The 12,924-nt window shown below is 62.9% G+C and carries 8 protein-coding genes; 4 read left to right on the top strand and 4 right to left on the bottom strand.

All coding sequences use genetic code 11. The features are described 5' to 3' along the window. Positions 1-38: 38 nt before the first annotated feature. Entirely contained in the window at positions 39-1,286 is a 1,248-nt protein-coding gene (ispG, locus tag NDI72_RS06040; protein WP_113156052.1) for a flavodoxin-dependent (E)-4-hydroxy-3-methylbut-2-enyl-diphosphate synthase, read from the bottom strand. 198 nt (positions 1,287-1,484) lie between these two features. On the opposite strand from ispG, the gene NDI72_RS06035 reads away from it, so the two are divergent. Then, on the top strand, positions 1,485-2,282 hold the full coding sequence (locus NDI72_RS06035) for a 3-hydroxybutyrate dehydrogenase (protein WP_283799934.1): 798 nt from the start codon (positions 1,485-1,487) through the stop codon (positions 2,280-2,282). A gap of 14 nt (positions 2,283-2,296) precedes the next feature. Here NDI72_RS06035 and NDI72_RS06030 read toward each other — a convergent pair whose 3' ends face one another. Further along, the gene (locus NDI72_RS06030; protein ID WP_113153300.1) at positions 2,297-2,914 is read right to left on the bottom strand and encodes a TetR/AcrR family transcriptional regulator; all 618 of its coding nucleotides are present in this window, start codon (positions 2,912-2,914) and stop codon (positions 2,297-2,299) included. A 299-nt stretch (positions 2,915-3,213) separates the two neighbouring features. Here NDI72_RS06030 and NDI72_RS06025 point away from each other — a divergent pair, with 299 nt between their 5' ends. The 3 genes from NDI72_RS06025 (at position 3,214) to NDI72_RS06015 (ending at position 7,922) form a co-directional block, all read left to right on the top strand. Next, complete coding sequence (locus tag NDI72_RS06025; RefSeq protein ID WP_206553935.1) at positions 3,214-4,353, top strand: efflux RND transporter periplasmic adaptor subunit; 1,140 nt, start codon at positions 3,214-3,216, stop codon at positions 4,351-4,353. Between the two features lie 115 nt (positions 4,354-4,468). After that, entirely contained in the window at positions 4,469-7,630 is a 3,162-nt protein-coding gene (locus NDI72_RS06020) for an efflux RND transporter permease subunit (RefSeq protein WP_206546098.1), read from the top strand. A 133-nt stretch (positions 7,631-7,763) separates the two neighbouring features. After that, the gene (locus NDI72_RS06015; protein WP_206994939.1) at positions 7,764-7,922 is read left to right on the top strand and encodes a DUF3309 family protein; all 159 of its coding nucleotides are present in this window, start codon (positions 7,764-7,766) and stop codon (positions 7,920-7,922) included. An 11-nt stretch (positions 7,923-7,933) separates the two neighbouring features. Here NDI72_RS06015 and NDI72_RS06010 read toward each other — a convergent pair whose 3' ends face one another. Continuing rightward, the gene (locus NDI72_RS06010) at positions 7,934-9,100 is read right to left on the bottom strand and encodes an MFS transporter (protein WP_283799933.1); all 1,167 of its coding nucleotides are present in this window, start codon (positions 9,098-9,100) and stop codon (positions 7,934-7,936) included. Between the two features lie 125 nt (positions 9,101-9,225). Next, entirely contained in the window at positions 9,226-12,693 is a 3,468-nt protein-coding gene (gene pyc / locus NDI72_RS06005) for a pyruvate carboxylase (protein WP_283799932.1), read from the bottom strand. Between the last annotated feature and the right edge of the window lie 231 nt (positions 12,694-12,924).

Here is a 12,924-nt window from a genome sequence, read left to right as displayed (position 1 = left end):
GGTACGGCGTGCGCCCTCAAGATGATCTCGGGTGGGGATTATTCGGCGTCGGTGCGCGCGCCGAAACGCTGCTCGATATAGGCCCCGACCATCTGCTCGAATTCCTCGGCGATGGCCTCGCCGCGCAGCGTTGCAGCCTTCTTGCCGTCGATGAAGACGGGGGCAGCCGGCGTTTCACCGGTTCCCGGCAGCGAAATGCCGATATCGGCATGTTTGGATTCGCCCGGCCCGTTGACGATGCAGCCCATGACCGCAACCTTGAGCGCTTCCACGCCCGGATATTTCTTGCGCCAGACCGGCATGTTCTTGCGCAGATCGCCCTCGATCTTCTGGGCGAGTTCCTGAAACACGGTCGACGTGGTGCGGCCGCAGCCGGGACATGCGGCAACCACCGGCAGAAACTGGCGGAAACCCATGGTCTGCAGAAGCTCCTGCGCCACCTGCACCTCGCGGGTGCGGTCGCCGCCGGGCTCCGGCGTGAGCGAAATGCGGATCGTGTCGCCAATGCCCTGCTGAAGCAGAATGCCCATGGCGGCAGACGAAGCGACAATGCCCTTGGTGCCCATGCCGGCCTCGGTGAGGCCGAGATGCAGCGCATGGTTGGAACGGCGGGCAAGCTCGGTATAGACGGCGATCAGGTCCTGCACCTGGCTGACCTTTGCCGACAGGATGATGCGGTCGCGGCCAAGCCCGATCTCTTCCGCCAGCTCGGCGGAAAGCAGCGCCGACTGCACGATGGCCTCGCGCGTCACCTCCTGCGCCGTCATCGGCGCACCGCGCTCCTGGTTCTCATCCATCAGTCGCGTGAGCAGCTCCTGATCGAGCGAGCCCCAGTTGACGCCGATGCGCACCGGCTTGTCGTATTTGATCGCCATTTCGATGATGGCGGCGAACTGCCGGTCCTTCTTGTCCTTGAAGCCGACATTGCCCGGATTGATGCGATATTTCGCAAGCGCTTCCGCGCAGGACGGGTGATCGGCAAGAAGCTTGTGGCCGATGTAATGGAAGTCGCCGACGATCGGCACGAAAATGCCGACGCGCTCAAGCCGCTCGCGGATGCGCGGAACGGCGGCGGCCGCCTCGTCGCGGTCAACCGTTATGCGCACCATTTCGGAGCCTGCGCGATGAAGCGCGGCCACCTGCGCGACCGTGCGATCCACGTCGGCAGTGTCCGTGTTGGTCATGGACTGCACGACCACCGGCGCATCACCACCGACGATCACATTGCCCACAGCAACGCCAACCGCATCACGCCGCGGAAAGGGCGAAGAAAAATAGCCGCTCATAGATTTGCTGGCCGTGAATGTTCCGGTCATGGGGGAACTGTCCCGTTTTCAGCCGTGTCGCGCTTGAGGTGGCCGACAGCGGCCGGAATGTCAATGGCGCGAACGCCCATTTGCAGCGATCAGCCTGCTTGACAGCACCGGCGCCCATCGCTTTGCTGCGTCGCAACATAACGTCTTGCGATACAAAGGGCCACCTCCATGAACAGCGCATCGAACCAAAAGAACCGGACAGCCGTCATCACGGGCTCCACTTCCGGTATCGGGCTGGGCGTGGCCGAGGCTCTTGCCGCAGACGGCTGCAACATCGTGCTCAACTCGTTTTCCGACACGCCGGAAGACCATGCGGCTGCCGGGAAACTGGCCGCCAAACACGGTGTCGAGGCCGTCTATATCAGCGCCGACATGTCTAAGGCGGAGGCCTGCCGCGCGCTGGTTGAGCAGGCGGTCGAGCGTTTCGGCCGCATTGATGTGCTGGTCAACAATGCCGGCATTCAGCATGTGGCGCCGGTCGAGGATTTCCCGATTGAGAAGTGGAACGCCATTCTGGCGATCAATCTTTCGTCATCCTTTCACACCATCGCCGCCGCAACGCCACACATGAAAGCCGCCGGCAAGGGCCGCATCGTCAACATCGCCTCGGCGCACGGCCTGCGCGCCTCACCGTTCAAGTCGGCCTATGTGGCCGCCAAGCACGGCGTTGTCGGCCTGACCAAGACGGTTGCGCTTGAACTGGCCGAGACGGGCATCACCTGTAACGCCATCTGTCCGGGCTATGTGCTGACACCGCTCGTCGAGGCGCAGATCCCCGATCAGATGAAGGTGCACGGCATGGACCGCGATACGGTGGTGCGCGAAGTGATGCTCGCCAAACAGCCGACACGTGAGTTCGTCACCGTTGAGGAGCTGGGCGCGTTCGTGGTGTTTCTTGCGTCCGATAATGCAAGCCAGATGACCGGCTCCGCCCTGCCGATGGATGGCGGGTGGACGGCGCAGTAACCCGAATTCTTTCGTCAGATGCGCGCTTCCGGGCGCGCTGCCAGAAGGGAAATCTCCATCACCCGTACAAGCCGGCGCGCACCGTCAATCGCCGGCTTGCCGCAGATGCCACGCACCCGCATGCCGTCAAGGCCATCGAGCAGGATATCGGCCAGCCCGCGCGCAGAAAGGCCAAGCGCCTCCAGATCCGCTTTGGAGCGCTCCGCCTCCTCGGCCACCGCAGCCTCGACAATGCCACTCAGCCTTTCACGCCATTCGGCGATGATGTCTGCGGCAAGCTTGTTCTCGATATCCAGAATTTCCTGACCGTGCGCCGACTGGTCGACCATCTCGATCAGGCCGAAAAGGGCGCGCTCGAGCGACGCCATGATCCGCTCGCCGAAAGTGCCCTCTTCCTTCAGCCCGGCACGCGCGCCCTCAAGCGACTGCTCGAGAATGCAGACGCCGATGGCCCGGAAGATATCCGCCTTGTTGCGGAAGAGAAGATAAAGCGCCGGGCGCGAAACCTCTGCCGAACGGGCGATGTCATCCATGGTCGTCCGCGCAAAACCATAGGCGAGAAAGACCTTCATGGCGCCATTGAGGATGCGCTCTCGCTTGGGGTCTTCCGTGCATCCGGCGATCAGATTCATTGCCTGCGCTCTCTCATTTTTCTTTCACTGTTGACATAATTACGAATTTTGTCAACATGTCCCAATTGGTGCGCACCCAGCTCGCCAGAGCTGTCGTGCGCGCGTGCTTTTCGGCTCCAGACCGACGTTCGTTGATGTCAGGAGCAATAGCCGTTTGGCTTTTGTAAAGCCCGTGCGTGCGATATAGGAGCGTGCTTTTGCCGCAAGGAACTGCCTTTGTGAATTGACCTCTGCGCGGATCGTCTCACTATCGCGCCAGTCCTTCATCGACGGGCCGGCTTACCGCATCGGAAAACAACATGCCGAAGTTCAGGTTGCATAAGATTGCCGCGATTGCCGTTCTGGTCGCGACGACAGCATGGGTCGCCACAGGCAAATTCTCGTCGGTCGGCAGCGCAAGCGAAGAAGCACAGACGGTTGCCGAGAGGCCCGAAAACAAACCGGCGGAAGCCCAGGTCGTGATCGTTGCGTCCGCACCACAGGTCGATCATTCGCGCACCATCCGCATTTCGGGACGGACTGCGGCGGACAAGCGTTCCGAGCTTGCCCTGAGGGCGAGCGGCATTGTTGCCGAACTGCCGGTTTCCAAGGGTGACCTGCTTTCCACCGGCGACCTGATCCTGCGGCTTGAGACCGAGGGCAAGGAATCGGCGGTTGAGTCAGCGCGCCAGGTTCTGGCGCAGCGCGAGGCTGAAGCCGAAGCCGCAGACCGGCTCGCCAAATCCGGCAATCTGGCCCGCCTTCAGCTTGATGGCGCACGCTCTGCTCTGGCCACGGCGCGCTCACAGCTTGAAGCGGCAGAAGCCGACCTTGCCCGCATCACCGTAAGCGCCCCCTTTGCCGGCATCATCGACAGGGTCGATGTGGAGCTCGGCGCATCGGTTCAGCAGGGGCAGGAGATTGCAACGCTGATCAAGCTCGATCCGGTGATCGCGGTCGGCGAGGTAAGCGAAAACAATCTGGGTTCGGTGGACGTGGGCGATGCAGCCGATGTGCGGCTGGTCAACGGCTCCACGGTCAAGGGAACGGTTCGTTTTGTCAGCCGCGAGGCATCGCAGCAGACCCGCACCTTCCGCGTGGAAGTGGCGATCCCGAACCCCGACAGGAAAATTCCCGCCGGCATGACCGCCGAGATCAGCATTCACGCCGAGCCGGTGCAGGCTGTTGCGCTGCCGCGTTCAGTGGTGACGCTGAACCGGCACGGGGAGCTGGGCGTGCGCGCCGTCGATGGGGACAGCAAGGTCATCTTCTATCCCATCGACCTGCTGGACGACACGCCGCGCGCGCTCTTCCTCGCCGGCATTCCCGCCGACGCCAACATCATCGTGTCCGGACAGGATCTGGTGACGGAAGGCGATATCGTGAAGCCCGAGCCGGCGGACAAGAAGCTTATCGAGCAATGGGCGGACGTCCTCGCTTCCGAGATGACCGGCCGTTAGGGCAGCCCCGTTGGCGGAGGCAATCTCCGCCCGAGACTGCAGGAACAACAAGACCGGGTGCACCCACGCCGCAGATTGATGGCTGCGCTCCGACGGGACAAGACAGGACTGCCCGATGGACATCGTCCGCATTGCAATACAAAACGCCAGGCTGACCTTATCGATCCTGCTTTTCTTCGTGATCGCCGGCGCGCTTGCCTATGTCAGCATCCCGAAGGAAGCCGAGCCTGACGTTCCGATCCCGATCATCTATGTCAGCCTCGGCTATCAGGGCATTTCGCCGGAGGATTCCGAGCGCCTGCTGCTGCGCCCCATCGAAACGCGGCTGAAAAGCCTTGAAGGCGTGAAGGAGATGCGCTCCTCCGCCTTCCAGAGCGGCGGCTTCGTGCTGGTCGAGTTTCAGGCGGGCTACGACTTCTCCAACGCCATCGAGGACGTGCGGGCCAAGGTTGCCGATGCGCGGCGCGAGCTGCCGCAGGGCGCTGACGAACCATCCGTCCACGAGGTCAACATTTCGGAATTCCCGATCCTCGTCGTGACGCTGGCCGGCAATGTGCCGGAGCGCGTTCTTTCTACGGCCGCCCGCGAACTGCGTGACCAGATCGAGGAAATTCCAGGCGTTCTGGAAGGCACGCTGCAGGGCTCGCGCGACGAGCTGGTGGAGGTGCTCATCGATCCGATGAAGCTCTCTTCCTACAATCTTCAGCTCGACCAGATGATCGCCGGTGTCGGCGCGTCCAACAGCCTTGTTGCCGCCGGCTCGCTGGAAGGTCAGGCCGGACGCTACGCCGTGAAAGTGCCTTCGCTGATCGAAACGGTGGAAGACGTGGCCAATCTGCCCATCGTCTCGAGCCCCGACGCGGTAGTGCGCGCACGCGATCTGGCGGACATTCGCTCCACCTTCAAGGATGCGAGCACCATCACCCGTCTCAATGGCCAGAACGCCATCGCCATTGAGGTCAAGAAGCGCGTCGGCGCAAATCTGGTGGAGACCGTGGACGCGGTGAAAGCCATCGCCACGACGTTCCAGGAAGGCAGCGACGCCAACATCACCGTGTCTTACAGCCAGGACAAATCGGTGATGATCCGCGACATGCTGAAAGACCTGCAGAACCACGTGCTGATCGCCGTGATCCTGGTCTTCATCGTCGTTCTCTACACGCTGTCGGGGCGGGCCTCGCTGCTGATCGGCCTTGCCGTTCCCGCGTCCTTCCTGATGGGCATCTACGCTCTTTCTCTGGGCGGTTTCACCGTCAACATGGTGGTGCTGTTCAGCCTCATTCTGGCCGTCGGCATGCTGGTGGACGACGCCATCATCGTGACCGAATTCGCAGAGCGGCGCATGTCGGAAGGCATGGACAAGGCGCAGGCCTTCGAGCTGGCCGCCAAGCGCATGGCCGGCCCGGTGATCGCCGCCACCATGACCCGCATCGCCGCCTTCTCGCCGCTTCTGTTCTGGCCGGGCATTGTCGGCGAGTTCATGAAATATCTGCCGATCACGCTGATCGTGACGCTGAGCGCTTCGATGATCTATGCGCTGATCTTCACGCCCACGCTCGGCGCGCTCTTCGCCAAGGCGCATGTCGAGGAAGAGGAGAAGCCGGACGGCTGGTATATGGGTCTCGTCAAGCAGGCGGTGCGCTTTCCCAAAACCGTTCTGCTTCTCACCATCGCGCTGCTTGGCGGCATCATTCACTTCTATGGCGAATACGGTGCGGGCATTGAATTCTTCCCCTCCGTCGAACCCGAATACGGCCTGATGTATGTCCACGCGCGGGGCAACATTTCGCTTGAAGAAATGGACCGCCTGACAAGGCCGGCTGAAGAAAAACTGCTCAACTGGCCGGGCATCGAATCCGTCTACACGCGCGTCGGCAAGACACAGGGTGGCGGGCAGGATATCGATGAGGATGTCATCAGCGTCATCCAGTACGAGTTCATCGACTGGCGCGAGCGTGCACCGGCAAGCGAGATTCTCGACGATCTGCGCAAGGAGCTTGCCGGCACGCCGGGCGTCGAGATCGAGGTTCGCGTGCCCGATGCCGGTCCGCCCACCGGACAGCCGATCCAGATCCGCCTTTCGGCTGCCGATCCGGCACCCCTGAACGATCAGGCTGCGGAAATCGCGCAGGCCATCGCAAAGGTGCCGGGTGTGATCGACATTTCCGACGGCCTGCCCCCGCCCGGCATCGACTGGGCGATCAAGGTGGACCGGGCGAAGGCCGCGCAATATGGCATCAGCCCCGTCTCGGTGGGCACGGTCGTGCAGCTCGTGACCAATGGTCTGAAGCTTTCGGAATACCGCCCTGCCGGCGTCGATGACGCGGTCGACATTCGCCTGCGCCTGCCGGAAGACCGGCGCACGCTTTCGACACTCGACCAGCTGCGCGTGCAGACGGCGCAGGGGCCGGTACCGATTTCCAACTTCGTGACCCGCGAGCCGGAGCGCGCCACCGGCACGCTCAACCGCATCGACGGCCAGCGCACCATCGTGATCAGCGCCAATGTGGCGAGCGGCTATCAGGTCGCTGCCGTGCAGGCGGAGGTGATCAACGCCCTGAGCGACATGGATCTGGGCGAGAGCCGCTGGAAGCTTGCCGGTTCGAACGAGGAAAGCGAAGAGGCAAGCGCCTTCCTCATGAAGGCGTTCGGCGCGGCGATCTTCCTGATCTTCGTGGTGCTGCTTGCCCAGTTCAACAAGTTCACCAGTGTTTTCCTGGTGCTGATGACCGTGGTGATGGCGACCATCGGCGTGTTCCTTGGCCTGCTCATCACCGGGCAGCCATTCGGCATCGTCATGTCGGGCATCGGCGTCATCGCGCTGGCCGGCGTCGTGGTGAACAACAACATCGTTCTGATCGACACCTATGACCGGTTGCGGCGCGAGGGCTGGAAGAAGCAGGAAGCCATTCTGCAGACCTGCCGCGAGCGTGCGCGCCCGGTAATGCTGACAGCCATCTCCGCCGTTCTGGGCGTTCTGCCCATCGCCTTCGGGCTTGGGCTTGAGCTGTTCCATCAGGAGGTGACCATCGGCGCGCCCTCGACGCAGTGGTGGGTCTCGCTGTCGAGCGCGATTGTCTTCGGCCTGACCTTTGCAACGGCGCTCACGCTGATCGTCACGCCCTCGGCGCTGATGGTGTTCACGCGCGAAACGCTGCCTGCAGGCCATCAGCGCCGGGGCCTCTTTGCACGTCTCTTCCGCCGCCGGAAGAACGAGGAACACGACCCCGCAAACACCGATATGCCCGGAGAGACATTTACGAAAGCCGCCGAATAGGCAGCATTCAGGGCAGACAGACAGACGGGCCGCCATGCACTGAACCGCATGGCGGCCCGTTTGCATTTTCTGGGAACCAGCACGCGCCAAATGCGTTGAATTGCACGGTTTTCAAGAATGCGAGGAGAACATCATGTCGCTTGGGACAATCCTCATTGTCATCCTGATTCTGATCCTGCTGGGGGCTGTTCCCGCCTGGCCCTATTCACGCGGCTGGGGTTATGGCCCATCCGGCATACTCGGCCTTCTCCTCGTGATCGTGCTCATCCTGATGTTGATGGGCAGTATCTAGGGTCAGGATTTTCAGGTGTGCGCCGCGATGGTGTCTGCCGAGCGAACGAGCCCCGCCATGGAAAGGACAAGGGCCAGCAGAACCGAAAAGGCGAGGAAGATGGGCGCAAAACCGGTGCGCTCGGCGATGAAGCCGACAAGCGATGGCGCAACCAGCATGCCCGAGTAGCCGATCGTGGTGGCCACGCTCATCCCCGCGCCGGGCGAGAGCCCCGGCTGATTGCCGGCGGCGGAAAAGACAATCGGCACCATGTTGGCGATGCCCATGCCGCTCAGCGCGAAGGCGATGATGGCGAGAGACGGCGTGGGCGCAAGCCCCGCCCCCAGCATGCCGATGGTCGCCACGATGCCCGAATAACGCAGCGTGCGCACTGCACCGAAACGGTTGCGCAGCCGGTCGCCGGCAAAGCGCATCACCGCCATGGTTCCTGAAAAAGCCGTGAAGGCGAGGCTTGCCTCGGCAATGCCGGCGCCCATTTCCTGCCGCAGATAGAGGGCCGCCCAGTCGAGCACCGCGCCTTCCGGCAGCATGCAGGTGAGCGCCACCAGGCCCGTCACATAGACCATGAGGTTGCGCGGGAAACCTGCCCGCGCGCCACCGGCCTGCCCTGCCACCGGACGCGCCTCGACGATCAGAAACGGCAGCATGGCGAGCGCGATCACGAAGGCAAACGCCACGACCATGCCCGCATGCGCCATGTAGCCATAGCGCTCCAGAAGCACGCCGCCGAGGCCTGCGCCGACGAAGCCGCCAAGGCTCCAGAACCCATGCGAAGACGACATGACCGCGCGGCCGAGCGAGCGCTCCACCGCCACGGCGTTGGCGTTCATGGAAATGTCCATCGCCCCCAGAAACGCGCCAAAGAACAAAAGGGCCGCCACCATCTGCCAGATCTGCGTGGCAGCCACGAGGCCCGCAAAGGAAAGCGCGCAGACGACGGCGGCAACGCGCAGCACCCGGCGCGAGCCAAGGCGGCCGATCAGATAGCCGCACAGGGGCATGACCGACACCGCGCCACAGCCGAAAACGAGGATCAAAAGGCCAAGCGCCGTTTCACTCAGCTCGAAGCGGGAGGCGACAACGGGGATCTGCGGCGCCCAGCTACCGACCATGAACCCATTGACGAAGAAACAGGCCGCCACGGCCCAGCGCCCGAGGGACGCATTCTGGAAAGACATAACGGGCTCCAAAAGGAAACGGCGCGACAGGAATGAATGCCCTGACCGCGCCGCAGTTAAATCGGTTTAAGAGAGCCCGTCAATCCTCAGGCCCATCAATCCTGAGACCCGGGCAATCCATTGGCTCAGTCGCCATCGCCAAACACGACGAGAAGATCCTTCGCGTCGATCTGGTCGCCCGCCTTGACCAGGACTTCGGCAATCGTGCCATCGCGTTCGGCGTGCAGGGCCGTCTCCATCTTCATGGCCTCGATGGACAGGATCACATCGCCGGACTTCACGGTCTGGCCGGGGCTGACCGCCAGCGTGGAAACCACACCCGGCATCGGAGCGCCCATATGCGCCTCGTTTCCGGTCTCGGCCTTGCGCCGGGCGGCGGCAGCGGATGCGCCATGCGCACGGTCCGGCACCTTGACGCGGCGTGGCTGGCCGTTGAGTTCGAAGAACACTGTGACCATGCCCTTCTCGTCCACGTCGCCCACCGCAAGACAGCGGATGACCAGCGTTTTGCCGCGCTCGATATCGACGAAGATCTCGTCCTCCGGCTGCATGCCGTAGAAATAGACCGGCGTGGGCAGGACGCTTACCGGACCGTAGTTTTCCGATGCGGAGGCGAAGTCCGTGAAGACCTTCGGATACATGAGCCAGGAAGAGAATTCGAACTCGCTGACCTCGCGGCCGAGCTTCTCTTCGAGCGCCCTGCGATCCTGCTCCAGATCGGCCGGCTCCAGCAGAGAGCCCGGACGAACGGTGATCGGCTCGCTGTTCTTCAGCACCTTTTTCTGCAACGCCCGTGGCCAGCCCGCCGGCGGCTGACCGAGATCGCCATGCAGCATGGAGACGACCGAATCCGGGAAGGCGATATCCTTGTCCGGGCTCTGGACATCAGCGACCGTCAGATCCTGCGAAACCATCATCAGCGCCATGTCGCCCACCACCTTGGAGGATGGCGTCACCTTCACGATGTCACCGAACATCATGTTGACGTCGTGATAGGCGCGGGCGACTTCGTGCCAGCGGGTCTCAAGACCGAGTGAGCGGGCCTGCTCCTTCAGATTGGTGAACTGGCCACCCGGCATTTCGTGCAGATAGACCTCGGAAGCCGGCCCCTTGAGATCGCTCTCGAAGGCGGCGTACTGGTTGCGCACGGCCTCCCAGTAGAAGGAGATGCGGCGCACCCATTCGCGGTCGAGCCCGGTGTCGCGGGCGTCGCCCTTGAGCGCCTCGACGATGGAGCCAAGGCAGGGCTGCGAGGTGTTGCCGGACAAGGCGTCCATGGCCGCATCCACGGCATCGACGCCGCTTTCCACCGCGGCAAGCACGGTGGCTGCGGAAATGCCCGACGTGTCATGCGTGTGGAAGTGCAGCGGCAGATCCGTCGCCTCGCGCAGCGCCTTGAACAGAACGCGCGCCGCGCCCGGCTTCAGGAGGCCGGCCATGTCCTTGATGGCGATGATGTTCGCGCCAGCAGCCTCAAGCTCGCCTGCAAGACCCACGTAATATTTGAGGTCATACTTGGCGCGGTCGGGATCCAGCAGATCGCCCGTATAGCAGATCGTGGCCTCGCACAGCTTTCCTTCGGAGCGCACGGCATCCATCGCCACGCGCATGTTCTCAACCCAGTTGAGGCAGTCGAACACGCGGAAGAGATCGATGCCGCCGTCCGCAGCCTGTTTGACGAAATGCTGCACCACATTGTCGGGATAATTGGTGTAGCCAACACCGTTCGCCCCGCGCAGGAGCATCTGTAAGAGCAGGTTCGGCGCGCCCTCGCGAATGCGCGACAGACGCTCCCACGGGTCTTCCGTCAGGAAGCGCATGGAGACATCGAAAGTCGCCCCGCCCCAGCACTCCAGCGACAGAAGCTCGGGCAGCGCACGCGCATAGACGCCTGCGATCCGCGCCATGTCGAAGGTGCGCATGCGTGTGGCGAGCAGCGACTGGTGCGCATCGCGCATGGTGGTGTCGGTGACAAGCACCCGCTCCTGTTCGCGCATCCACTTTGCAAAGCCATCCGGCCCCAGCCGGTCGAATGCCTGCCTGGAGCCGTCCGGCACGGGCTGGTCGACATAGGGGACGCTGGGCGCCGCAGCCTCGGCATTGGGCAATGCGCGGCCCCGCGCCTCGGGGTGACCGTTGACGGTGACATCGGCCAGATAGTTCAGGAGCTTTGTCGCGCGGTCCTGCCGCTTCATCTGGGTGAAGAGCTCGGGCGTCTCGTCGATGAAGCGGGTCGTGTAGGAAGCGTCGCGGAATTTCGGGTGGCTGATGATCGCTTCAAGGAAGGTGAGGTTCGTGGCCACGCCACGGATGCGGAACTCACGTAACGCGCGGTCCATGCGCGCAATCGCTTCTTCCGGCGTCGGGGCCCAGGCAGTGACCTTTTCAAGAAGCGGATCGTAGAACCGGGTGATGACCGCGCCCGAATAAGCGGTGCCGCCATCGAGCCGGATGCCGAAGCCGGTCGCGCCGCGATAGGCGGTGATGCGGCCGTAATCGGGAATGAAGTTCTGCTCCGGATCTTCAGTCGTGATGCGGCACTGCAGGGCGTCGCCATTGAGGCGGATATCAGCCTGTGCCGGCACACCCGACGCCTTGTCGCCGATCTTCTTGCCTTCGAGGATGTGGATCTGCGCCTTGACGATATCGACGCCGGTCACCTCCTCGGTGACCGTGTGCTCGACCTGAATGCGCGGATTGACCTCAATGAAGTAGAACGCGCCGGTGTCGGCATCCATGAGGAACTCGACGGTGCCCGCGCCGATATAGTCGGTCGCCTCGGCGATCTTCAGCGCGTAACCGCACAGCTCGGCGCGCTTCTCATCGTTCAGATAGGGAGCGGGAGCGCGCTCGACGACCTTCTGGTTGCGGCGCTGAATGGAGCAGTCACGCTCAAACAGGTGCACGGCGTTGCCGTGGGTGTCGCCCAGAACCTGCACTTCCACATGGCGGGCGCGCTCGACCAGCTTTTCGAGATAGACCTCGTCCTTGCCGAAGGCGGCGCGGGCCTCGCGCTTTGCCTCGGTGACCTCGTTTTCGAGATCGTCGCGGCTGCGGATGACGCGCATGCCGCGCCCGCCACCGCCCCAGGATGCCTTGAGCATGACCGGGAAGCCGACCTCTTCAGCCATCTCGGCGACTTTGGCCATGTCATCCGGCAGCGGCTCGGTTGCCGGCACAACCGGCACGCCGACCTCGATGGCCAGATTGCGCGCGGCGACCTTGTTGCCCAGACGGCGCATGGTCTCGGGCTTCGGGCCGATGAAGGTGATGCCGTTTTCGGCACAGGCGTCGGCAAACTCCGGGCTTTCCGACAGAAGGCCATAGCCCGGATGGATAGCGTCTGCGCCGGACAGTTTGGCGACGCGGATCACCTCATCAATGGAAAGATAGCTCTCGATGGGGCCGAGATCGCGCTCCAGATGCGGGCCGCGCCCGACCTGATAGGATTCATCCGCCTTGAACCGGTGCAGTGAATATTTGTCCTCTTCGGCCCAGATGGCCACCGTTCGGATGTCGAGTTCATTGGCTGCGCGAAAGACGCGGATGGCGATTTCAGAACGGTTTGCGACGAGGATCTTCTTAATCTGCACTGGCAACGGCTCCTGGATGGGGAGAGGGAGTGCGGGATTGCCTGACGCGAGCCTCCCCTCCCGCGCCAAAAAGACGCGGTATGATTAGCGTGGACAATGCTGCAGTGCAAACTTTCTTGACGCTGGGAGAGCTGTGCAGGTGCGAAAACACCATATGGCGCGTCTGATCCTGGCCAGCTGCGGGCTTGTCTCATCACCCCTGAAACGAAAAACGGCCCGGCATTGCTGCCG

Source organism: Nitratireductor sp. GZWM139, from assembly GCF_030068685.1.
Lineage (GTDB): Bacteria > Pseudomonadota > Alphaproteobacteria > Rhizobiales > Rhizobiaceae > Nitratireductor > Nitratireductor aquimarinus.
The sequence above is the reverse complement of the archived record's forward strand: the minus strand, read 5'-3'. Positions and strand labels throughout refer to the sequence as shown.

Bases quoted from the DNA above. Each gene is read 5' to 3' on its own strand.
- ispG (WP_113156052.1), bottom strand. From the start codon at position 1,286: ATGAGCGGCTATTTTTCTTCGCCCTTTCCGCGGCGTGATGCGGTTGGC.
- NDI72_RS06035 (WP_283799934.1), top strand. From the start codon at position 1,485: ATGAACAGCGCATCGAACCAAAAGAACCGGACAGCCGTCATCACGGGC.
- NDI72_RS06030 (WP_113153300.1), bottom strand. From the start codon at position 2,914: ATGAATCTGATCGCCGGATGCACGGAAGACCCCAAGCGAGAGCGCATC.
- NDI72_RS06025 (WP_206553935.1), top strand. From the start codon at position 3,214: ATGCCGAAGTTCAGGTTGCATAAGATTGCCGCGATTGCCGTTCTGGTC.
- NDI72_RS06020 (WP_206546098.1), top strand. From the start codon at position 4,469: ATGGACATCGTCCGCATTGCAATACAAAACGCCAGGCTGACCTTATCG.
- NDI72_RS06015 (WP_206994939.1), top strand. From the start codon at position 7,764: ATGTCGCTTGGGACAATCCTCATTGTCATCCTGATTCTGATCCTGCTG.
- NDI72_RS06010 (WP_283799933.1), bottom strand. From the start codon at position 9,100: ATGTCTTTCCAGAATGCGTCCCTCGGGCGCTGGGCCGTGGCGGCCTGT.